We start from the raw sequence: 22,969 nt of genomic DNA, 5'->3' as shown, positions 1-22,969 counted from the left end.
ATGCGCTGGCCCCTGCTCATACCGCTCCTGCTCGGCTCGCCCCTTTGGGCGGCGGACTGGGATGTGCCCAACCGGGCGGGGGCCATCAATGAAATACTGGCTCAGGCGGCGGACGGAGATACCCTCCGCCTGAGCCCCGGTGTTTATGCCGAACATCTGATTCTGGACCGGCCCGTCACCATCGACGGGCTGGGACAGGCCACCATTGACGGGCAAGGCACCGGCAGCGTCATCACCGTGACCGGCCCGGGCGTGACCGTGCGCGGCCTGACAGTGATCGGCTCGGGTTCAAGCCATGACGGGATCGACAGTGGCATCCAGCTGACCAAGACGGCCCGCGCGCCGGTGATCGAAGACAATGAACTGCTGGGCAATCTTTACGGTATCGACATTCATGGTGCCAAGGACAGCATCGTGCGTGGCAACCGGATCGAAGGGCGTCAGGACCAGCGGATGAATGACCGTGGCAATGGCGTCTATGTCTGGAATGCGCCCGGTGCGCGGGTTGAGGACAATCACATCCGCTATGGGCGCGACGGGATCTTCGTGAACTCGTCCAAGAAGAACACCTTTACCGGCAACCTGTTCCGCGATCTGCGCTTTGCCGTGCATTACATGTATGCCGACAATTCGGTGGTCAGCGACAATGTCTCGATCGGCAACGATCTGGGCTATGCGGTGATGTTCACGACCAATGTGAAGGTCGCAGACAACGTCTCGATCGGTGACCGTGAACATGGCGTGATGCTGAATTATGCCAACAAGAGTCAGATCACCGGAAACGTGGTGATCGGTGCCAAGGAAAAGTGCACCTTCCTTTATAACTCCAACAAGAACGAATTCACCGACAACTGGTTCCAGGGATGCGGCATCGGCATCCACTTTACCGCCGGCAGCGAACGCAACCGCATCGTTGGCAATTCCTTCATCGGGAACCGGACACAGGTGAAATACGTCTCGACCAAATGGGTCGAGTGGTCCGAAGACGGGCGCGGCAACTACTGGTCCGATTTTGCCGCCTATGACGTGGATGGCAACGGCATCGCCGATGCCCCGTATCGGCCAAACGACTCGATGGACCATGTGCTGTGGACCCAACCCGCAGCCAAATTACTGCTCGGCTCCCCCGCCGTGCAACTGGTGCGCTGGTCGCAATCCGCCTTCCCGGCCCTGTTGCCGGGCGGCGTGATGGACAGCAACCCATTGATGCAAGCCCCTGAACCCCCAGCTATGAAAAAGGTGCCTCATGACGGATAAGGCCCTGTCAATCGACCATGTTCTCAAGGACCGAGGAAAAACCCGCGTTCTTGACGATATCACCCTGTCCCTTGCCCCCGGCCAGCGCGTTGCGCTGCTGGGCCATAACGGCGCGGGCAAGTCGACCCTGATCAAATCCATCCTCGGCCTGACGCCGATCCATGGCGGAGCCATTCGGATCGGAGACGCCACCCCCGGTAGTGCTCAGGCCCGGCGCGAAACAGCGTATCTGCCCGAAGCGGTGTCGTTTCATCCCGCGCTAACCGGGCGTGAGCAGTTGACCCTGTTTGCGCAGCTTTCAGGCGCAAAAGCCGATGTGCCCGGTTTGCTGGATCGTGTCGGCCTGAGTGACGCTTTGGACCGTCGGATCGGAACCTATTCCAAAGGCATGCGGCAACGTCTGGGACTGGCGCAGGTGTTGCTGGGCCAACCGAAAGTAGCCTTGCTGGATGAGCCGACGAGCGGATTGGACCCGATTTCTCGGCAGGACCTGTACGCCATCATCGACGAACTGGCTGCCCAAGGCGCCGCCGTTCTGATTGCCTCACACGCGCTGACCGAGGTCGAGGCCCGCACCGACCGGATCGCCATCATGCGCAAGGGTCGGATGGTCGCCGACGACACCCTGAACAATCTGTCGGCTCTGGCCGGTCTACCGATCCGCCTGAAGGTACGCGCCAGCGCCAATCCAGATGTGCTGGCCGCTGAACTGGGCGGCAGCCGGATCAATGGGGCATCTGTTGAATTGCTCTGCTCACCCGAAGACAAAATGGAGGCCCTGCGCCGGATCGCCGGGTTGGGCGATGCGGTGGCGGATGTGGAAATGACCCCGCCCAAGCTGGAAGACCTCTATCGCCACTACGCACAGGAGGATTTGCAATGACCCGCTTCCTCGCCATCACCCGCACAGAAATGCTGATCCTGCGCCGCAACCGCTGGCTGCTGGTCGCAACGCTGATCATGGTGCTGTTCGCCTTGGCGCTGACCTTTGCGGGCAGTGCGCCAACCGGAACGCTGGGCGTTGACATGCTGACCGTTTCGGTTGCGTCGATGACCACGCTTTCGGTTTACCTCGCGCCCCTTCTGGCGCTGATGATCTCGTTCGACGCCATCGCCGGAGACGTGGACCGGGGCAGCCTGTCGCTGCTGTTGTCCTACCCTGCGGGGCGCGGAGAAATCCTGTTGGGCAAGTTCTGCGCCCATCTGGCCGCGCTGGCCTTTGCCATGACGGTCGGTTTCGGTACCGCTGGCGCGGTGGCGGCCTTCTTTGGCGGTGCCGGACCGGAAAGCCTGATGGCGTTGGTCCGCCTCATCCTCACATCCATCCTTCTGGGCGCCGTGTTTCTGGCGCTTGGATACCTGCTGTCCGCTTTGGCGAGGGGCGCCACGGCGGCGGCAGGTCTGTCGGCCGGGCTCTGGTTGGTTTTTGTCGTCCTCTATGATCTGGGCCTGTTGGGGGCTGTCGTCATGGACAAGGGCGGCAGCTTCACCCAATCCGTCTTTCCCTGGGTGATGGTCGCCAACCCGGCCGACGCGTTCCGTCTGTGGAACATCGCGGCGACTGAGGGCGTTGCCATGGCATCCGGCATGACCGGAGCGGCGCAGGCCCTGCCGGTCTGGGCTGCACCCGTCTCCCTGCTGATCTGGCCGGTGCTGAGCTTCGCCCTCGCCCGCCTCGCATTCCGGAGGGTCGAGCCATGAACCGTCTCGCCTTGATCGCGCTGGTCGCGTTGGCAGCCTGCAAGGAAGACCTGGCCGAGGCCCCCGATCCGGTGGATCTGACCCCGGACGCGCTGAGCCATTTCTGCCAGATGAACATCGCCGAACATGGCGGCCCCAAGGGGCAGATCCATCTGGAAGGATATCCCGCACCGTTGTTTTTTGCGCAGGTGCGCGACATGGTGGCATACCTCAAAAGCCCTGAACGTGATGCCGACATCACAGCCGTCTATGTCAGCGACATGGGTATTGCGCCAAGCTGGCGGCAGCCGGGTATCTCGAACTGGATCGCCGCGGATGGCGCGACCTTTGTTGTCGGCGCCAATGTGGCAGGTGGCATGGGTGCGCGCGAAGTGGTGCCTTTTGCCGATCCTGCCGATGCACAGGCATTCATTGAGATTTACGGCGGAACGGCACTGGGCCTGCCGGACATTCCGGACACCGAAGTGCTTGGCCCTGTCGATCTTGAACTGTCGTTGGAGACCCCCGTATGACCGCCTTGTCGCGCCGCCGATTTCTGATCATCTCAGCCGCTTGTGCTGCGGCCACACCACTTGCGGCCTCGGACGCGCGCTGGCACGGGACCGCGCTGGGTACCACCGCCAGCCTGCGCCTTGTGGGTCTGACGGACGCCGAAGCTGCACCCATCATGGCCGCCATGGAGACCGAGATTGCCCGGCTGGAAGACATCTTCAGCCTGTATCGTCCGCAATCGCAGCTCAGCCGGTTGAACCGCGATGGAGTGCTGACGGCGCCCGCTCCTGAATTGTTGAAGGTGCTAAGCCTCAGCACAGCGCTGCATCAGGCATCGGGTGGCGCATTTGATCCAAGCATTCAACCCGTGTGGGCGGCATTGGCTGCGGGCGCGCGCCCGGACGATCTGATTGAAGTTCAACAGGCAATAGGCTGGGAAAAGGTAATTTTCGACGCCTCGGCCATTCGCCTTCCGGTGCCCGGAAAATCGGCGCTGACGTTGAACGGTATAGCGCAGGGCGCGATCACCGACCGGATCGCCGACCTGCTGCGTGCTTATGGTCTGCGTGATGTTCTGGTCAATATGGGAGAGGTTGCCGCCCTGGGTGCACGTGGTGACGGTGCGCCATGGAAAGTTGGATTGGCGGCGCCGGACCAAACGGTTCTGAAGCGGATTGAATTGAGCGATCGGGCAGTGGCGACATCTTCAACGCTGGCGACTCAGCTCGGCCAAGGCGTCGGGCACATCATTACCTTGGATGGGCCTTCAAACCACGACAGGACCGTTTCGGTTTCTTCCCCGAAAGCGGCAATTGCGGATGGGTTGTCCACTGCGCTTTGCGCGGCATCCGCCGACAGAGCCAAAGAGATCCTAGCGTTCTTCCCCGACGCCCGTATCGATTTAAACGTTTAATGAAGAATTACAAATCTCAGACTGAACAAAAAAATCCGAAAAAGTATGATATAGGTCAATTCGTGCGCTGCTGAAGGCAGCTAGGAAGTAAGGACGCGAACCTATCAATCCAATTTCGAGTCGCCAGCTATGAGCCAGATGACCAGCAGACGCGCTTTTCTAAGCGCGCGTGTCCTGCGGGAGGACCCAGATGCGATCCGTCCGCCGGGGGCAGTAGCAACTGGCTTCAGCGATCTATGCACACGTTGCGAAGACTGCGCCGCGGCTTGTCCTGAAGACATCATCACATTCGACGATGCCGGTTTCCCCGTTCTGGACCTGTCCGCAGGCGGTTGCACCTTGTGTGGTGACTGCGCCGACGTTTGTCCGACCCCGGCGTTGCTGACCGAACGTGTTGCCGAATGGCCATGGCGCGCACGAATCGATGACACAAGCTGCCTGTCGACCAACGGCGTAAGCTGCCGCCTGTGTCAGGACAATTGTGAACAGGATGCCATCCGCTTTCGCCTGCAACTGGGCGGACGCGCGGAACCGGCGCTTGAAACAGAAACCTGCATCGGTTGCGGTAGTTGTTCCGCCGCCTGCCCCGCCGGGGCGATCGTGATGCACCGCCCCGTCCCACACCACCCGGAGGTGACCCAATGAACATCTGTGGCTGTCTGGTCCACATCGCCCCCGATTACACCGATGCCGCACGCGCGGCGATGGCCGAAACTCAGGGCGTCGAGCTTCATGCCGAAGCCGAGGACGGCCGTTTTGTAGTTGTTGTCGAGGATACGGCCGACAGGCTGGCCTCGGACACCATCATGGATCTGCACCAGATCCCCGGAGTGATCTCACTGTCACTGACTTATCACCATTTCGAAGATCTCGCGGAGACGGCTCCGCGTCCTGATGCTCCAAGCCAACCGTCCAGCAGGAGGCCCATGCAATGACCATCTCTGAATCCCGTCGTACATTTCTGAAAGCGTCCGCAGCGGCAGCCACTGCCTCGGCTGCGGGCATTCCCATGGCCGCAGGTCAGGCCAACGCTCAGGTCGGCGCGCCCGATATTCGCTGGGACAAGGCTGCCTGCCGGTTCTGTGGCACAGGCTGTTCGGTTCTGGTGGGCACCAAGGACGGCCGCGTGGTCGCCACGCAAGGTGACCCCGACGCACCGGTGAACAGGGGCCTGAACTGTATCAAGGGCTATTTCCTGTCCAAGATCATGTACGGCAAAGACCGCCTGACCACACCGCTTTTGCGCAAGACCAACGGTCAGTATGACAAGAATGGCGAGTTTGAACCGGTCAGCTGGGATGAAGCCTTTGATGTGATGGCCGCCAAATGGAAAGAGGCCCTTGCCAAGAAGGGCCCGACCAGCGTGGGGATGTTTGGTTCGGGGCAGTGGACGGTCTGGGAAGGCTATGCCGCCGCGAAGATGATGAAGGCCGGGTTCCGGTCGAACAACATTGATCCCAATGCGCGTCACTGCATGGCCTCGGCCGTGGTTGGTTTCATGCGCACTTTCGGCATTGATGAGCCGATGGGGTGCTATGACGACCTTGAGCACGCCGATACCTTCGTGCTGTGGGGATCGAACATGGCTGAGATGCACCCGATCCTGTGGTCGCGCCTGACCGACACCCGCCTAACGAAACCGGGTTGCGAAGTGCATGTGCTTTCGACTTTCGAGCACCGCTCGTTCGAGCTGGCCGATAATGGCATGGTCTTTGCACCGCAAACCGATCTGGCGATCCTGAACTATGTTGCGAACTACATCATCCAGAATGGCGCGGTGAACGAAGAGTTCGTCAAGAACCACGTCAACATCACCAAAACCGCCACCGATATCGGTTACGGTCTGCGGGACAACAACCCCCTGCAACAAGAGGCTGAAAACCCGAACTCGGGCAAGTTGGAGCCGATCAGCTTCGAGGAATATGCCGAAGCCGTTTCGAAATACACGCTGGAATACACCTCGGAACTGTCCGGCGTTCCGGCTGACAAGCTGGAGCGTCTGGCCCAGCAATATGCCGATCCGAACCGCAAGGTGATGAGCCTGTGGACCATGGGCTTCAACCAGCATACCCGCGGGTCGTGGGTGAACTCGCTGATGTATAACGTGCACCTGCTGGTGGGCAAGATTTCGGAACCCGGCAACTCGCCCTTCTCGCTGACCGGTCAACCGTCGGCCTGCGGTACGGCGCGCGAGGTTGGTACCTTTGCCCACCGCTTGCCCGCCGACATGGTGGTGATGAACGACAAGCACCGCGAGATCTGCGAAACCGCATGGAACGTGCCCGCTGGCACCATTCCTGACAAGCCCGGTTTCCACGCCGTGCTGCAACACCGCAAGCTGAAGGATGGTGATCTGAACGCCTATTGGGTTCAGTGCACCAACAACATGCAGGCTGCGCCAAACATTAATGAGGAAGGCTATCCCGGCTATCGCAACCCGGAAAACTTCATCACTGTTTCAGACCCCTACCCGACGGTCACTGCGGTTTCCGCCGACCTGATCCTGCCCACCGCCATGTGGGTCGAGAAGGAAGGCGCCTATGGCAACGCCGAACGCCGCACCCAGTTCTGGCGGCAGCAGGTCAAGGCACCGGGCGAGGCCAAATCGGACCTGTGGCAGGTGATGGAGTTCTCGAAACGCTTCACCGTCGAAGAGGTCTGGGGCGAAGAATTGCTGGCCGCCATGCCCGAGCATCGTGGCAAGACCATGTATGACGTCCTGTTTGCCAATGGCAGCGTCGACAAGTTTCCGCTGTCGGAAACTGCCGAGGGCTTTGACAATGACGAATCCGAGCATTTCGGCTTTTACGTGCAGAAAGGTCTGTTCGAAGAGTACGCCAACTTCGGGCGCGGCCATGCGCATGATCTGGCACCATTCGAAACCTACCACCAGGCCCGCGGTCTGCGCTGGCCGGTCGTGGATGGCAAGGAAACGCTTTATCGTTTCCGCGAAGGCTATGACCCCTACGTGTCCGAGGGTGCCGGCGTGGAATTCTATGGCCACAAGGATGGCAAGGCCAAAATCATCTTTGCGCCCTATGAACCTGCCGCAGAAGAGCCGGATGCGGAATTCGATCTTTGGCTGTGCACCGGTCGCGTGCTGGAACACTGGCATTCAGGGTCGATGACACGCCGGGTACCGGAACTGCACCGCGCCTATCCAAACGCTGTCGTCTACATGCACCCGCAGGACGCCAAGGATCGGGGTCTGCGCCGGGGTCAGGAGATTGTTCTGTCGACCCGCCGCGGCGAGGTCACCAGCCGTGTTGAAACACGGGGTCGGAACAAGGTGCCGCGCGGTCTGGTCTTTATGCCGTGGTTCGATGAGCACCAGCTGACCAACAAGCTGACGCTGGACGCAACCTGCCCGCTGTCGAAAGAGACCGACTTCAAGAAGTGCGCCTGCAAGGTTGAGCGCGCGTAACCAGCAAGGATCATACGGGTCGTTCCCATGTCTCTTGTCGATAAACCCCTTTCGCCGCAGCGGCGCCGGTTCCTGCAGGACTCGGCGCGGGCGGCGGGCGGCTGCGTGGTCGCCGGATCGTTGCTGGCCTATCTGGCCCGCGACGCCCGCGCCCTGCCCGCCGCTGCATTGCGCCCGCCCGGCGCATTGCCCGAGAAGGAGTTCCTGTCGGCCTGCATCCGTTGCGGTTTATGCGTGCGGGACTGCCCGTACGATACCCTGAAACTGGCCGAGCTTGGCTCGGATGCGGTGGCGACGGGAACACCATTCTTCATCGCCCGGGATGTTCCCTGCGAAATGTGCGACGACATTCCGTGTGTCGCCGCATGTCCAACAGGGGCGCTGGACCCCGGGCTGGAGAATATCGACGATGCCGAGATGGGTGTTGCCGTTCTGGTCGATCAGGAAAACTGCCTGAATTTCCTCGGTCTGCGCTGCGACGTCTGCTATCGCGTCTGCCCCGTCATTGACGAGGCGATCACGTTGGAGACGGCGCATAATACCCGGTCGGGTCATCATGCTTTGTTCATTCCCACCGTTCATGCCGACCGCTGCACCGGCTGCGGCATGTGCGAGAAAAGCTGTGTTCTGCCCGAGGCCGCCATCAAGGTGCTGCCGGCCCGACTGGCGCGCGGCAGTTCGGCCGAGCATTACCGCAAAGGCTGGGAGGAAAAGGCCGCCAAGGGCGCACCGGTGGTCGAGGGGATCATCGATCTGCCGGACCGTTTGCCCGGACCGGGAACCGACAATCTTGCCGCGCCCGGCGGTTTTGCGCCTCAATATGATCTGCCGGGGGTGGGGCAATGAGTACTCGCACGCACATGCCCGTCGGTCAGGAGGCCGTTGAAGGCAAAGGGTGGATCGGGGCGCATCGCTTTTTGCTGATGCGCCGCGCAAGCCAGCTGTTCTTTCTGGTTCTGTTTCTACTGGGCCCGTGGTTTGGCATCTGGATTGTCGAGGGCAATTTGGCAGGATCACTGACGCTGGGCGTGCTGCCTTTGACCGATCCGTTCATCCTGTTGCAAAGCTTGGTTGCAGGTCATTGGCCCGAAGTGACTGCGCTGATCGGCGGGCTGATCGTTCTGGTGGTCTATGCCCTGATTGGTGGCCGTGTTTATTGTTCCTGGGTTTGCCCCATAAACCCGGTGACAGACGCGGCCAACTGGGTGCACCGCAAACTGGACCTGCCGAAAGGCTGGCAACCCAAGCGCGGCACCCGGCTGTGGATTCTGGCAACCGTGCTGCTGGTCTCGGGCCTGAGTGGTGTGATCGCGTGGGAGCTGGTCAACCCGATCACCATGCTGCATCGCGGGCTGGTATTCGGCATGGGCTTTGTCTGGGCCATGATCGCGGCCATCTTCGTGTTTGACGTCTTCGTCTCACGCCATGGCTGGTGCGGCCATCTGTGCCCGGTGGGCGCGTTCTACGGGTTGATCGGGTCGAAAAGCCTGCTGCGGGTCAGTGCCGCCAATCGCACGGCCTGTGATGACTGTATGGATTGCTATGCGGTCTGTCCTGAAAATCAGGTGATCTCACCCGCGCTGAAAGGCAAGCCGGGAAGCTCGCCCCTGATCCTGTCACCCGACTGCACAAACTGCGGACGCTGCATCGATGTCTGCGCAGTCGACGTCTTCAACTTTACTCACCGGTTCGACGACCTTGTCGTTCAACCTTCCGATCCAGTTGCCGCGCCTGAGCCGCGCGCTGCCAGACCTATCTAGGGGAGTGCCAAGATGAAAAGATCAATCGTTACAGGCGGAATTGCCCTTCTACCCGTAGTTTTGCTGAGCGGATGGGCCTTTGCCCAGTCCGCTCAAGTCGAAACGCTGCGGGGCGCGGACGTAGACGAGCCGATCCCTTTGGATCAGATTCACAAAAATGTCGAAGGACGGATGCAACGTAATTATCGCCAGCAGCCACCGCTGATTCCGCATTCGATCGAGCAATATCAGATTGATGTGCGCACCAATCAGTGCCTGTCCTGCCATGACTGGTCCAAGGCAGGTGAGCGTAACGCGCCGACCCTTTCAATGACACACTATCTGGATCGCGAAGGCCGCGAATTGGATCGCGTCGCCGGGACCCGTTATTTCTGCAACCAATGTCACGTTCCGCAGGCGGACGCGCCGCCGCTTGTTGAAAACGTGTTCCAGCCCTCGACCGGCAACTGATTCAACACAAGATTGAAAGGAGCACCGACATGGCAGACTCCCCCGAAAAACGCGGCTTTCTGGGTCGCCTTTGGAACGCGATCTGGACGCCGGCGGTAATGTTCAGCTCGGGCTTTCTGATCCTTGCCGGATTTCTGGCCGGTATCCTGTTCTGGGGCGGATTTCACTGGACCCTGGAACTGACCAACACCGAAGAGTTCTGCGTCTCGTGTCACACGATGGAAACGAACCTGGGTGAGTATCGCGAGACGATCCACTACAACAACCACTCCGGCGTGCGTGCGATCTGCTCAGACTGCCACGTTCCGGATGAGTGGAACCACAAGATCAAAGCCAAGATCATGGCCGTGAAGGACGTCTATCATGAACTGGTGGGCACCATCAGCACACCCGAGAAATACGAGGATCACCGCCTGGCGATGGCCTCGGCCGTCTGGAAGAAAATGAAAGCATCTGACAGCCGCGAGTGCCGCAACTGTCACAACTTTGACTACATGGACTTCACCATTCAGGAAACCCGCGCTGCCTCGGAACACCAACGCGCCATCGACAACGGTATGACCTGTATTGATTGCCACCAGGGTATCGCCCACAGCCTGCCACCCAACTATCTGGAAACATACGAAAAGGTGACTGCTGGATTGGAAGATGAAGTTGTGCAGGAGCACGCTGCCGCGGGTGACGACATCCGCGATTTCCTGAACAACAGCTCGAATTGATGTGGGGGCAGAGATGTTAGAGTTACTTGGAACCATCGGTGGCAACGTCCTGAGCTTGCCCGGCATACTCGGTCTGGCGCTAGGCATGATGACCCGCAAGCTGTGGCTGGGTGCGGCATTGGGCGGCGCAGTCGGCGTATTCGAAACGCTGGTTTTCGCAGGCTTCCGGTTTGCGCATGTAGAGCCACTGGAACTGATCATCGCTATTGTGGTCGGCGTCTGTGCAGGCAGCCTCGGCACTGCCATTCGCATCAAGGGCGCAACAGCCTGAAACACAGCCGGTTTCACCGTTTCGGTGGAACCGGCTAGTTACGTCGGGCCGGGCAGTGTCGTCACCAAGTCAATGACTGTCTTCTTGTGATTTCACGCCCGCTATCACCAATTCCGCATCTCCGGGCAAGGACTGGAAGGATGCGGGCAATGTGCGATCGGTGATGAGCACGTCTTTTTCTGTCAACCCGGGCAGGCGCAAAGCCGGGCTGGTCTGGGCCTCGTTGAATTTTGTGGAATCAACCGCCATAAAGGTTTGGTCCGCAATATCAGACATCGCGCGGGCCATATCAGCTTCGCATTGATCATAGACCATGAAGCCCTTGCTGGGATGCACCAGTGACGCCGACAATATGGCAGTCCGGGCCGAGAACCCTGCAATTACGTCATAGGCGACCCGGTCGAAAGCGGCGCCGTCGTGGTTGCGCAACTGCGTTCCCGCCATGAAGACCCTGTTGCCCTCTTCCATCGACAACGTGGCGGCGATGAAGGCCGAGTTTGTCACCACAGTGAGGTTTTTGCGCGCGCGAAGTGCCTGAGCAACGAAGCCCGAGGTCGACCCCGTGTCGATGGCAATGGCCGAACCGTCCGGTATCCGCGCCGCAACGGCGTCGGCAATCGCGACTTTGGCGGCACGGTTCTGCGCCATGCGGGCCAGAAACGGAGGATCCAGCACATTTTGAGTGCTGACCAATGCACCATGCACCTTGGACAGGCTGCCTTTGGCGACCATCGGCTTCACGATTCGCCTTACGGTCTGGTCCGACACGTTGAGAATGCGCGCCAGCTCCATGACCGAAATTCGCCCATGCAGGTTTACCGTGCTGAGGATGTCTTGCTCGTATTTCGACATGAAGCGCCGCGATATTTGTTGATTTCATCAGGTTACTTGCAAGTTTGACGCTGTTCAAGCGACTAACTTCAACACATTTTAAACATTTTTGTTGCTTTTTGTTGTTTTGCGACTTTTGATGACAACATATCATTTGAAGTGGGTGGGCGCATGACAACGCATTCGGTCAGACATCTCATCATTGGCGGGGGCATCATCGGATGCTCTATCGCGTATCACCTCGCACGGTCCGGTGAAACGGATGTTGTTCTTCTGGAAAGGGCATCCCTGACCGAGGGGGCCACCTGGCATGCGGCGGGGCTTGTCGGGCAGTTGCGGTCATCTCGCAACACGACGCGGATGCTGAAACGGTCCGTGGCGCTGTATGATCGTCTGGCCGAAGAAACCGGGATGGAATTCGACTGGAAGAAAGTCGGAAGCCTGCGCCTGGCGGCAACCAAGGAACGGCTTCTGGAAGCAAAGCGCCTGGCGACAATGGCCCGCAGCTTTGATCTGGAGATGGAAATAATCTCGGCCGCCGAGGCCAAGGCGCTTTTCCCCTATGTCGACGCGAAAGGGTTGGAAGGCGCGGCCTTCATCCCGTCGGACGGTCATGTCGATCCCGCAGGCTTGTGTCAGGCAATTGCGTCCGGTGCCCGGATGCACGGTGCCCGGATCCGCCAATCCGTAGAGGTCACCGATTTTGAGATCCATAACGATCGCATCACCAAAGTGATGACATCGGAAGGGGACTATGAAGCGGACACTGTCGTTCTGGCCGCCGGAATGTGGAGCCGCGAGCTGGCCGCGAAACTCGGTGTCGTTGTTCCGGCCTGTGCCGTCGAGCATCAATACATCGTAACTGAACCCCTGCCCGACGCCGATCTTGTAAAACGCCTGCCAACCCTACGGGATCCCGAGCGGCTGGTGTATTACAAACCGGATGCAGGCGGGAGGCTTGTGATCGGCGGGTATGAGGACAACACGCTGCCATTCGGCGACAGGGGTATTCCGGGCGCGTTTGTCAGGCAGCTTTTGCCGGACAACCTGGAGCGGTTTGCCCCCCTTGCCGAACTGGCAGGTCAGGTTACGCCGGTCGTCAACACGGTTGGAATCCGGCAGGTGATCAACGGCCCCATCCCTTATTCCGCGGATGGCGATTTTGTCATGGGATGGGCGCCTGAACTGCGAAACCTGATGCTGGCGACCGGATTTCTGTACGGCATCGCGGCAGGTGGTGGCGCAGGAGAGATGATCGCGGAGTGGATTGTCGAAGGCCGCCCGAGCCTTGATCTGTGGCCTCTGGACGTGCGCCGGTTCAGTCCTCATCACGCCACGCGCGCCTTCATGTATCCTCGCGCGGTCGAGCATTACGCGCATCACTACAAGATGCGATATCCGGGGCAGGAGGCGGAAGCGGCCAGAGACCTACGCCTGTCGCCCCTGCATGAGCGGCTGAAACAACATGGCGCGGTGTTCGGGTCCAAGAATGGCTGGGAGCGGCCGCTCTGGTTCGCTCCGGCCGGTGTAGAGCCGGTGGATCAGTTGGATTTTCTGTCGCCGGGTTGGAAAACCTATGCCGAACAGGAACATAAGGCCGCGCGCGACGGGGTCGTTCTGATCGATCAAACCAGCTTCTCAAAGTTCGAACTGATCGGCCCCGGCGCACTGGAGGCCCTTCAAAACCTTGCCGTTTCAAATATGGACAAGCCGGATGGCACGGTGATCTACACCCAATTGTGCAATAATCGCGGCGGGGTTGAAGCCGATATCACCGTCACCCGATTGGGGCGGGACCATTTTTACATCGTCACCGGGTCCGGATTCGGCGTGCATGACGCGGATTGGATCCGACGTCACCTGCCCCGCGATGGGCGCGCGCAGCTGATCGAAATGACATCGGCACGCGCCGTCATCAATATCTGCGGCCCCAAGGCGCGGGATGTGATGCAGGCTGTCTCGGAAGAAGACGTCTCGAACCATGCGTTTCCCTTTGCAACGGCCAGAGAGATCACCCTGGGAACGGCAAAGGTCCGCGCGATCCGCATAGGTTACGTCGGAGAGCTGGGATGGGAGCTGCATATCCCGACCGAGTTCGCCCTGCATGTTTATGACCTGCTTTGGCAAGCCGGCCAAAGCCATGGCATCCGCGACATCGGCTACCGCACCATCGAGTCCTTGCGGCTGGAAAAAGGCTATCTCTACTGGAGCGCCGACATCACCCCCGACTATTCGCCAATCGAAGCGGGCCTTGGCGCGCGGGTCCATCTGAAATCCAAACAGGGCTTCATCGGGCGACCGGTGCTGGAGGCGCAGATAGCGACCGGCCCCGAGCGGCAGCTCTGCACGTTCATCACCGACGAGCGGCTGCCGATCACCGGAGGAGAGACCATACTGCATTCCGGCAAAACAGTCTCGCTGGCGTGCAGTGGTGGCTATGGGTTTACCGTCGGCAAGACCGTCCTCTACGGTTATCTGCCTGCGGGATTGGCTGGTGGGTCAGAATTCGAAGTGGAAGTGTTCGGAGAGCGTCACCCTATCCAGCATGTGGACGGACCGCTTTACGACCCGGCAAACAGCCGTTTGAAAGCCTAAGGGAGAGAGCGATGCAAACCGAGCCGAAACTTGAGATCATGCAGGCCCTTCGCAATGTGGCGGGGTTTGACACCCTTGCCGAGTCGGACCTTCGCACCAACCGGCTGGGCGGGTTGACCAATCTGGTCTACCGCGTCGAAGGCGGGCCAAGGACGGTGATCGTGCGCATCCCCGGCGAGGGCACCGAAGCCTATATCGACCGCGCGGTTGAAATCCACAACGCGCAGGTGGCCGCAAAAGCCGGGGTCGGCCCCGAAGTTCTGTGGGCAGACGCATCATCCGGCGTGATGATCAGTGATTGCGTGCCCGACATCGTGACGATGACACCCGAGATGTTTGCGACGCGCCCCGGGTCTGCCGCCCGCGCGGGAAAGGCGCTGAGGCAGTTACACGATGCCCCCGAGCCGTTCAAGTTTCGGTTCGAGCTGTTTTCGATGATCAACGACTACATGAAGGTGGTTGCGGTCAAAAACGCGACCCTGCCGGACGGGTACGCGGACGTCGTGGCCGAGGCGGCCCCGATCCGCGAGGTGCTGCGGGACAAACCTGGGACATTGGTCCCGAGCCATTGCGACCCGCTGTGCGAGAATTTTCTGGATGACGGCCAGCGCATGTGGATCGTGGATTACGAGTATTCAGGCATGAACGATGCCCTTTGGGATCTGGGTGATCTGTCAGTCGAAGCCGGGCTGAACCACGAACAGGAACTGGAAATGCTAACCGCCTATTTCGACGGCCCGCCGAACGAGGCTCAGATCGGGCGCATGGTGATATACAAAGCCATGTGCGACCTGCTGTGGACGCTATGGGGATTGATTCAGCATGCGGATGAAAACCCCGCCGAAGATTTCTGGGCCTATGCCACGAACCGGTTCGAGCGGTGCAAGTCCCTGATGCTGGCCCCGTCCTTTGCGGCCCATGTAAAAGCCGTGGCAGAGAAATAGGGTTTCATCCACAGCCAGATCCGCCCTGGATACCGGATGTTTCCTAGCTTATCTCAGATCTTTGAGCCGCTTTCCCTAATACCTGTATCCCAATGAAGAACGGGCGGGCAAAATACGGGATGCGCCGGAGCGTAAGTGTATCTGCTCGTAGCGCGCTTCGGCTTCTTGCTGGTGCCGGGGTCGAGTCTGCTATTCTGCCCGGTATCTCATGTCGGCCACGGCACTTTTGAACCTCATTCAGCCGTGACGTGGCGTCAGGGCCAGACCGGCATATCCGGTCCCCTAAAACCTTGCCAGTGAAGTCAACTTGAGACTTGAACCTTATGATATTCAAGGAAAAGCGCGTGACGGTGTGGTAATTATGAAGTAAATCGGTCAATCAATGTAACAAGTTAACAGTGCCATCTGTTCCTGCTATGGATTCAGCATGAATTCCTCTCTATTTTTGGATTATACATATACATTATGTTTATGTACTAAGGGGAAAACAGGGGGACAGTTATGGAAGGAGTCGCAAGCCAATGACGCGAGTCCTTGAGGCATCACCACGCATTTCAAAAGTCCTTCATCTGGCAGATCTGAATGACTATGCCACTCTGTTTCAGAGAGAGGGCGTGGACGACGACATTCTGGACGAATTGACTGATCCGGAACTGCGTGATCTCGGGTTGACGGTTGGTGAAAGGAAGCGCTTTCGAAAGGCGCAGGCCAGGCTGAAATCGCAGGAAGCGTCGAAGCGGCCCGAAGTCCAGTCCAAGGCCGAGCGTCGGCAACTGACTTTGGTTTTCTGCGATCTTGTGGGGTCGACACGGCTGGCTCAGCGATATGATCCGGAAGACCTGATGCAGATCATGAACCTGTATCTGGATACGGCGATCGGCACCTTGAAACAGCACGGCTGCCATCTGGCCTATCGGCAGGGCGATGGCATAATGGTGTATTTCGGATACCCGAAGGCCATGGAAGATGATGCCGAACGGGCCGTACGAGCCGTTTTGGAGACTATCGAGGCCGTTCAGAACCTTGAAAACGAGTTTGGAGAAAAGCTTGACCTGCGGGCAGGCATTGCGACCGGAATGGTTGTCGTGGGCGTTGTTTCTTCGAAAAGCTTGGGATCTCAGGACTTTCTGGTGGGTGAAACGGCGAATCTTGCATCCCGCTTGCAAGGGCTGGCCGAACCGGGTGAAGTGATCATTTCATCAGAGACCCGGAGGCTGACCCAGGGTGCCTTTGAATTCGAGCCACGCGGCAGCCACGAGCTGAAAGGCTTTGACAATCAGCGCAAAGTGTATCGCGTGGTGTCGGAAATCATGTCCACCAGCCGGTTCGACGCGCGGGTGGGTCAATCCGCGGTCGATCTTGTCGCCCGGCATGATGATCTTTCAACCCTGACCCGGCTTTGGAGCGAAGCGCAGGAAGGCTCGGGCCGGCTGGCGCTTGTCGGGGGGGCTGCGGGAATCGGCAAGTCGAGGCTGATCAAGTCACTGTCTGAAACAATCGGGGTCAAACCCTTTACATTGCAGTGCATCCCGCACCTGACCAGTCTTCCGCTGCACCCCATTGTCGGAGAATTGAGGCGCGTTTCCGGCGACAAATCAAATGACAGTATCCGGGCGGCGATTTCGGACTTCGTGCAATCGGCCTCACGGCTGAGTGACGCAGACTTGCCCGTTCTTCTGGATCTGGCAGGTATCGAGACCGGCGCCCCGTCAGAATCCGACCCGTTGAAGAAGGCGCGCAAATCCCTTGACGTGATGCTGCGCAGTCTGGGCAGCCTGTGTGACAGGCGCGGCACGTTGTTGTTGGTGGTCGAAGACGTTCATTGGGCCGATGCGACCACGTTGGATGTACTGGATGCGCTTGCATCCGCCTTGAGCAACTTTCCAGTACTGGTGGTTCTGTCGCACCGACCTGAATACGAACCTCCGGAACATTTCGAAAGCAGAGCCGCGCGCATTGATCTGTCTCCGCTTGGCAATACCGAGGCATCCGAACTGGTCCGGCGCGTGGCCGAGCCGTACAGCCTGCCTGTCATCCTGATCAGGCAGATCATCGAAAAGGCGGATGGCGTGCCGCTGTATATCGAAGAAATGACAAAGGCGGTTCTGGACCAGCTGCCCCAGGATGCCCCGATCAACGCCGAGGTTCTGGATGCGCTGAGCGTCCCGGCCACCCTTCAGGACTCGCTGATGTCGCGTCTTGACCGTATGGAACATGCTAAACCAGTCGCCCAGCTCGGATCGGTCATCGGGCGCAGTTTCACCGCTCAGATGATCCACGCGGTGGCGCATGAAGACATGGATGTGGAAAGCGCCCTCATGCAGCTTATGGCGGCTGGCGTCGTGCTGATCACCAGCGATTCAGGGTCGGCCACATACACGTTCAACCACGCGCTGGTTCAGGATACGGCCTATAATTCGTTACTGCGGGAAGACCGGCAGAAGGTGCATCTGAAAATCGCCCAAGCATTGCTGGACGGTCACAAAGCATTCGGCAGCCCGGCTCCTGATACCGTCGCGCATCATTGCGATCTTGGCGGATTGAAGGATGAGGCTGTCACGAATTGGGTCACGGCAGGTGAACTGGCGTTGTCCCGACTGGCAAACCTGCCCGCGATTTCCGCTTTCCGGGCCGCCCTGCGCAACATCGGAACTATGAAGGTCAACGCGGATCGCGATGGCTTCGAACTTCGGGTTCAGATGAACATTCTGCCCGCCTATATGGCGATTTACGGATGGTCGTCCGATCAGGTCGGCGAGACTGCCGCCCGGGCGATGGAACTGGCCCAGTCTTTGGGCGACGGCGAGACGCTTTTTGCCGCAACCTTCTGCCGTTGGACCCATTTCTTTGTTGCCGGTCAGATGAACCGAGCGATGGAAATGGGACAAGCGCTGGATATGATGGCCGGCATGTCCGACGACCCCGTCGCCAATGTGCTGGCGGCACGGGCGCTGAGCTTTACTCATTACTTCCGCGGGGAATTTTCGGAATGCGAACAACAGCTGGAACGCGCATTCGCTCTGATCACACCCGAGCTGGATATGGCCATGATGCCCATGACCCAGTCTTCCACTGCCGCGTCATTGCTAGCCATTCAGGGATGCCTGCTGTGGCAACAAGGAAAGTTCGAAAAAGCCGAGGCCGCGCGTCTGGAATCCATCGAAGTCAGCAGAGCGCTGAACCACGCACCCAACCTTGTCTACGTGATGGGCGCTTGCAGCATGTTCCTGCCCTATGCGGGGGAATGGGACCGGCTTGACGTAACGATGAAAGAAGCCAGAAAAGTCGCGGATGAGGAAGGGTTTCTTTACCTTCACGCGATGCAGGACATCTATATGGGTCTCGCGCAGGCCGGAAAGGGCGATATCGCAGGTGTTCCGGAACGCATCGAGACATGCATGAACCTGATTTCCAAATCTGGTGGAAACTTTACTTTTCCTCAGAATCAGATTGTTCTGTCTGAGTTGATGATTGATCACGGAGATGTTGATCAGGCTTTGGACCGGCTGGAAACCGTTTGCATTCCCGGCTGGGAGCGCGGCGAGACGTTGAACAAACCTGAATATCACCGTGTGCGAGCAAAGGCTTTTGCCGCAAAGGGGGACTTGGACGCTGCAATCAGCGAGGCGGAAAAAGCGCTTTCGCTTGCGCGGGATTGCCGTGGAGTTGTTCAGGAGCAGCGGGCCCGCGATCTGCTGGGCAGATTGAAAGAAGAAAAATGAACAAGATTGACTGCCCCGCCAAATTGGGCAGCAGCACCGAGAGGGATTTGCAATGACCGATGCATTGGATTGGAATGAAGATCAGTGGAGCGCCGTGAAAAAGGCCGTCCATGATGAGGCGCTTCGCGCCCGAGTGGCCGCCAGTTTCCTGCCCCTGTACGGACCGCTGCCCGCTGACACGCAGTCCGTCCCGCTGAACAAGCTGGATCTGGTCGAGAACTCATCTGGTGCATCCAAAGAACGTCTTGACGTGAACGACTATGACACGCTGCGACTTACCACCGTATCGGTGAACGTGTACCTGAAAGGCGCACAGGTGGCTGATCCGGAACTGACGGCGGCTCAGATCATGTTCCGCCGAGCGGCCGCCGTTGTGGCACGGGTAGAAGATGACATCATTTTCAACGGTCAACCCGGCACCGGACAGGCCCCCAAACACGCCGGCGGCGCGCACGCCTCATTGCCGCAGATCTATACGATCAGCGGCGGTGGCAAATATCCGGGATTGCTTGAAGCGGGCGAAGGCAAAACCAAATCCACGACCAAAAAGAACTACAGCGGAACCGATGTTTTCGAGGCCGTCGTCGAGGGCATCAGCACGCTAGAAACGCATGGCTATCTGGGCCCCTATGCCTGTGTGATGGGCAACGGTCTGTTCCGTGCGGTCACGACCCCGCTGCCGAATTCGATGGTACTGCCACGTGACAGCATTCTCCCGTTCCTGGACGGGCCGTTGCTGCGTTCCAGCACCCTGCCCCAGGACAAGGCAGTGCTTGTGTCCCTGCTGGGTGCACCGGTTGAAATCGTCGTGCCCTCGGATATCGCCGTGAAGTATCTGCAAACCTCTGCCGAGGGCGAGCACGTCTTCCGCGTGCAGCAGAAGTTCCATCTCAGGATCAAGGAAGCTAAGGCCGTCCGCACCATAACCTGTTGACCGGAGATCGGGTCGTGCGCGAGTTTTCAGATCGGGGCGTGACGCTGCGTTGGTCCGAGGCGGTCAACGCAGACGGTCTCAGTCGGGTGTTGGTGGAAGCCGGTCCATCCGTGTCGTCGCATGACACGCTACGTCTGATCTGTTCGGAAGATGGCGGCGCCGAGCGTGCCATTCGCGGGTGGCCCTTGTTGCGGGACCCGCAAACCGGGTTTCAACAATTCGCAGCCATTCTGCCGTCGGTCAAACAGGAAAAAACCTTGTCCTGGCGTCCGGTGCTGACGTCGGGAGGGCGCGAGTTTGACCCCGGGCCCGAAAAAGAAATTGAACCTGCCGCGCCGGAACCGGCAAAAACCACGGTGACGTCGCCGGTATTGGAACATGTTGCCAAATTTCTGGTGCCGTTCGATAGCAGCTTTCATCCCTCGGGCGAGACGCCGGATGGGGTTTGGCTGCATTTCGCCATCAAAGAAGGGGGCACCGTCGAAGGCCCACATCTAAAGGGAACGATCGAGCCGATCGGAGGAGACTGGATGCGCGTGCGGCCCGATGGTGTGGGACTGCTTCATGCAAAGGCGCTTATCAGACCGTCCATCGGACAAGCCCCGATCCTATTCGAAGATACGGGTGTGTGTGACTTCGGCCCGGACGGATATGCGGCATTGTCCAAGGGCAATCTGCCCGCTTCGGCTCCGGTACGGCTTGCACCGCGTTACCTGACCTCGAATCCGCATTACAGCTGGATGAATCGGGTGCAGGGTTTTGGCATTGGCGAAGCCAGCCTGTCAGACGTCACCCTGCGCTTTGACGTCTATTCCGCGAAAGGAATTTCCGATGCCTGACAAGGTTGTCATTCTTGGGGGAGGCGTGGCTGGCATGAGCGCCGCGCACGAACTGATTGAACGCGGGTTCGAGGTAGAAGTCCACGAACGCCAGCTGATCCCCGGCGGCAAAGCCCGCAGCATTCCCGTGATGAAGGGTGAAGGGGATCATGGCTCGAAAGCGAAACACATCAAGGCACTGGAAAAATGGGCCGAGATGGATGGAGCCAATTATCCGCCCGGCGTGAAACGGCCCTGGCTGCCCGGTGAACATGGGTTCAGGTTCTTTCCGAACTTTTATCGGCATATCACCGACACGATGGCCCGCACACCATATTACGACAAGGGCACATGCTTTGACAATCTGGTCCCGACCACGCAAGTTCTGGTCAGCCAGTTTGACAAGCCCGGCATCATTGTCCCGGAACGGTTCCCCCGCACGCTCAAGGATGTTGCGGATGCCTTCAAGACCATTGCCTTCGCGCTTTCGCCGAGGGACCAGATTGCGTATGAGGATGTCGAGCATTTTGTCGCCTGCATGTGGCGGATCGCGAGCTCTTGCAAGGAACGCCGGTTCGACGAATATGAACGGATCGGTTGGTGGGATTTCATCGGTGCGCAGGACCGCTCGGAAGCCTATCAGAAGTTCCTTGCCATCGGCCTGACCCGTTCGTTGGTGGCCGCCAAGGCCACGACGGCAAGCACGAAGACAGTGGGGGACATTGCGGTTCAGCTTCAGCTGGGCATTGCCACGCCCGAACCCCACTGCAACAGGCTGCTGAACGGGCCCACCAATCTTGTCTGGATTCAACCGTGGCTGGATTATCTGACAAGCAAGGGGGTCGTGTACAATTTTGACTCCAAAGTCACCGGAATCGAGTGCCGAAACGGTAAGATCATTGGCGCAACGGTCGAACAGGATGGTGAAGAAAAGCAGGTCACGGGGGATTGGTTCATCAGCGCTATGCCGATTGAACGCATGGCACCGCTTGTGACCCCGGAAATGATGGCGGTTGACCCTGCACTTGCCAAACTGCCTTTGCTGGCCGATGACGTGCAATGGATGAACGGCATTCAGTTCTATCTGACCAAGGATGTCGAGCTGACCCATGGCCACGTCATTTTCATCGACAGCCCATGGGCTTTGACGGCTGTGTCGCAAAAACAGTTCTGGCCGGGGATCAATTTCGAAAACTGGGCCGAAGGAAAGACCAAAGGCCTGCTGTCAATCGATATCTCCGAATGGGACAAGCCGGGGCTGAACGGAAAAACCGCGCGCGATTGCACCCGGGAAGAGATTGCAAAAGAGGTTTGGGAACAGCTCAAGCGCAGCATCAACGTGGATGGCCAAACCATTCTGCGGGACGAGGATATGCACTACTGGTTCCTCGATCCTGATATCGTTCAAGACCCGAACGACCCCAAGCGTCAAAGCAATGTCGAACCCTTGTTGGTCAACCGTATCAACAGCTGGCGCTTGCGCCCGGATGCGGCCACGCTCATCCCGAATTTCTTCCTGGCATCGGATTACGTCCGCACTTTTACCGACCTTGCCACGATGGAAGGGGCGAACGAGGCCGCGCGTCGGGCCGTCAACGCCATTCTTCAACGCAGTGGATCGGATGCCGAGCCCTGCCAGATCTGGGACCTGCACGAGCCCGACATCCTGAAACCGCTGCGCGCTTATGATTACGCCCGCTATCAGGCTGGCCTTCCGTGGGACAACCGGTTCGCGGTTGCGGTCGAAGCCGCGCTGAAAATGGGTCAGGACACGGCAGGAGTTGATCGTGGCGGTGATGGCCCTCTTGCCGCCATAGGGGAACCGGCGGCGGAATATTCAAAACCCGGCGGCATCACCGAGGAGCCAGCCATTGCCGAAGCGCTTCGAATGATCTGCCCCCCGAAAGAGCTGTTCGACCTCATCGCGAACTACGAGCCCACCGCGGATCTGCCGATCCCGGGGGATGAGCTGGCGGAAGATGTCGCGTATGATCTGGGTCGGGACAGTGGTCAATCAGGTGCCTTGTCCAGGGCGTTGCCAATTTCTGACGAACCGCTTTCTGCGCTTGGCGCCGGTCCGGAACGATCCGGCGCGCGGGAAAACAAAAGCCGCGTGATCATCATCCAGAAGGGCTGAG

General features: G+C 59.1%; 20 protein-coding genes. 19 read left to right on the top strand and 1 reads right to left on the bottom strand.

Translation table 11 applies throughout. The features are described 5' to 3' along the window. The 13 genes from GS611_RS11810 to GS611_RS11750 all read left to right on the top strand — a co-directional run bounded on the left by GS611_RS11810 (window position 1) and on the right by GS611_RS11750 (window position 10,987). Window positions 1-1,257, top strand: a complete 1,257-nt coding sequence (locus GS611_RS11810; RefSeq protein ID WP_171635875.1) for a nitrous oxide reductase family maturation protein NosD — start codon at window positions 1-3, stop codon at window positions 1,255-1,257. Continuing rightward, window positions 1,247-2,140 carry an ABC transporter ATP-binding protein gene (locus GS611_RS11805; protein ID WP_171635872.1) on the top strand — a complete coding sequence of 298 codons (894 nt, stop codon included), beginning with the start codon at window positions 1,247-1,249 and terminating at the stop codon, window positions 2,138-2,140. The genes GS611_RS11810 and GS611_RS11805 overlap by 11 nt, the downstream gene beginning before the upstream one ends. Continuing rightward, complete coding sequence (locus GS611_RS11800; protein ID WP_171635870.1) at window positions 2,137-2,958, top strand: ABC transporter permease; 822 nt, start codon at window positions 2,137-2,139, stop codon at window positions 2,956-2,958. Before GS611_RS11805 ends, GS611_RS11800 begins: the two co-directional genes overlap by 4 nt. After that, window positions 2,955-3,470 carry a nitrous oxide reductase accessory protein NosL gene (locus GS611_RS11795; protein WP_171635868.1) on the top strand — a complete coding sequence of 172 codons (516 nt, stop codon included), beginning with the start codon at window positions 2,955-2,957 and terminating at the stop codon, window positions 3,468-3,470. The genes GS611_RS11800 and GS611_RS11795 overlap by 4 nt, the downstream gene beginning before the upstream one ends. Further along, window positions 3,467-4,363 carry an FAD:protein FMN transferase gene (locus GS611_RS11790; protein WP_171635866.1) on the top strand — a complete coding sequence of 299 codons (897 nt, stop codon included), beginning with the start codon at window positions 3,467-3,469 and terminating at the stop codon, window positions 4,361-4,363. The genes GS611_RS11795 and GS611_RS11790 overlap by 4 nt, the downstream gene beginning before the upstream one ends. Window positions 4,364-4,492: 129 nt before the next feature. Next, window positions 4,493-5,008, top strand: a complete 516-nt coding sequence (napF, locus tag GS611_RS11785; protein WP_171635864.1) for a ferredoxin-type protein NapF — start codon at window positions 4,493-4,495, stop codon at window positions 5,006-5,008. Next, complete coding sequence (locus GS611_RS11780; RefSeq protein WP_152460384.1) at window positions 5,005-5,298, top strand: chaperone NapD; 294 nt, start codon at window positions 5,005-5,007, stop codon at window positions 5,296-5,298. The genes napF and GS611_RS11780 overlap by 4 nt, the downstream gene beginning before the upstream one ends. Continuing rightward, on the top strand, window positions 5,295-7,787 hold the full coding sequence (gene napA / locus GS611_RS11775) for a nitrate reductase catalytic subunit NapA (protein ID WP_171635862.1): 2,493 nt from the start codon (window positions 5,295-5,297) through the stop codon (window positions 7,785-7,787). The genes GS611_RS11780 and napA overlap by 4 nt, the downstream gene beginning before the upstream one ends. Window positions 7,788-7,814: 27 nt before the next feature. Continuing rightward, on the top strand, window positions 7,815-8,633 hold the full coding sequence (napG, locus tag GS611_RS11770; protein ID WP_171635860.1) for a ferredoxin-type protein NapG: 819 nt from the start codon (window positions 7,815-7,817) through the stop codon (window positions 8,631-8,633). Further along, a complete protein-coding gene (gene napH / locus GS611_RS11765; RefSeq protein ID WP_171635859.1) occupies window positions 8,630-9,547 on the top strand; it encodes a quinol dehydrogenase ferredoxin subunit NapH in 918 nt (305 codons plus the stop codon). Before napG ends, napH begins: the two co-directional genes overlap by 4 nt. A gap of 12 nt (window positions 9,548-9,559) precedes the next feature. After that, the gene (locus tag GS611_RS11760; RefSeq protein WP_152460388.1) at window positions 9,560-9,997 is read left to right on the top strand and encodes a nitrate reductase cytochrome c-type subunit; all 438 of its coding nucleotides are present in this window, start codon (window positions 9,560-9,562) and stop codon (window positions 9,995-9,997) included. Window positions 9,998-10,026: 29 nt separating this feature from the next. Continuing rightward, on the top strand, window positions 10,027-10,716 hold the full coding sequence (locus tag GS611_RS11755; RefSeq protein WP_171635858.1) for a NapC/NirT family cytochrome c: 690 nt from the start codon (window positions 10,027-10,029) through the stop codon (window positions 10,714-10,716). 13 nt (window positions 10,717-10,729) lie between these two features. Beyond that, complete coding sequence (locus GS611_RS11750) at window positions 10,730-10,987, top strand: hypothetical protein (RefSeq protein WP_152460390.1); 258 nt, start codon at window positions 10,730-10,732, stop codon at window positions 10,985-10,987. A 69-nt stretch (window positions 10,988-11,056) separates the two neighbouring features. On the opposite strand, the gene GS611_RS11745 is transcribed toward GS611_RS11750, so the two are convergent. Further along, window positions 11,057-11,839 carry a DeoR/GlpR family DNA-binding transcription regulator gene (locus tag GS611_RS11745; RefSeq protein WP_171635857.1) on the bottom strand — a complete coding sequence of 261 codons (783 nt, stop codon included), beginning with the start codon at window positions 11,837-11,839 and terminating at the stop codon, window positions 11,057-11,059. 150 nt (window positions 11,840-11,989) lie between these two features. On the opposite strand from GS611_RS11745, the gene GS611_RS11740 reads away from it, so the two are divergent. The 6 genes from GS611_RS11740 (at window position 11,990) to GS611_RS11715 (ending at window position 22,968) form a co-directional block, all read left to right on the top strand. Continuing rightward, window positions 11,990-14,413: an FAD-dependent oxidoreductase gene (locus tag GS611_RS11740; RefSeq protein WP_171635856.1), complete on the top strand. Its 2,424-nt coding sequence runs from the start codon at window positions 11,990-11,992 to the stop codon at window positions 14,411-14,413. Window positions 14,414-14,424: 11 nt separating this feature from the next. After that, complete coding sequence (locus GS611_RS11735) at window positions 14,425-15,357, top strand: choline/ethanolamine kinase family protein (RefSeq protein ID WP_171635855.1); 933 nt, start codon at window positions 14,425-14,427, stop codon at window positions 15,355-15,357. Window positions 15,358-15,878: 521 nt separating this feature from the next. Continuing rightward, window positions 15,879-19,079 carry an adenylate/guanylate cyclase domain-containing protein gene (locus GS611_RS11730; RefSeq protein ID WP_171635853.1) on the top strand — a complete coding sequence of 1,067 codons (3,201 nt, stop codon included), beginning with the start codon at window positions 15,879-15,881 and terminating at the stop codon, window positions 19,077-19,079. A 52-nt stretch (window positions 19,080-19,131) separates the two neighbouring features. Further along, a complete protein-coding gene (locus tag GS611_RS11725; protein ID WP_171635851.1) occupies window positions 19,132-20,013 on the top strand; it encodes an encapsulin in 882 nt (293 codons plus the stop codon). A 14-nt stretch (window positions 20,014-20,027) separates the two neighbouring features. Further along, window positions 20,028-20,852: a DUF3237 domain-containing protein gene (locus tag GS611_RS21305; RefSeq protein ID WP_216598264.1), complete on the top strand. Its 825-nt coding sequence runs from the start codon at window positions 20,028-20,030 to the stop codon at window positions 20,850-20,852. Next, a complete protein-coding gene (locus GS611_RS11715) occupies window positions 20,845-22,968 on the top strand; it encodes an FAD-dependent oxidoreductase (protein WP_171635849.1) in 2,124 nt (707 codons plus the stop codon). The genes GS611_RS21305 and GS611_RS11715 overlap by 8 nt, the downstream gene beginning before the upstream one ends. Window position 22,969: the final 1 nt, after the last annotated feature.

The sequence above is a fragment of the Ruegeria sp. HKCCD6119 genome, assembly GCF_013110585.1.
Taxonomy (GTDB): domain Bacteria; phylum Pseudomonadota; class Alphaproteobacteria; order Rhodobacterales; family Rhodobacteraceae; genus Ruegeria.
This window is presented reverse-complemented; position numbering and strand designations above follow the sequence as displayed.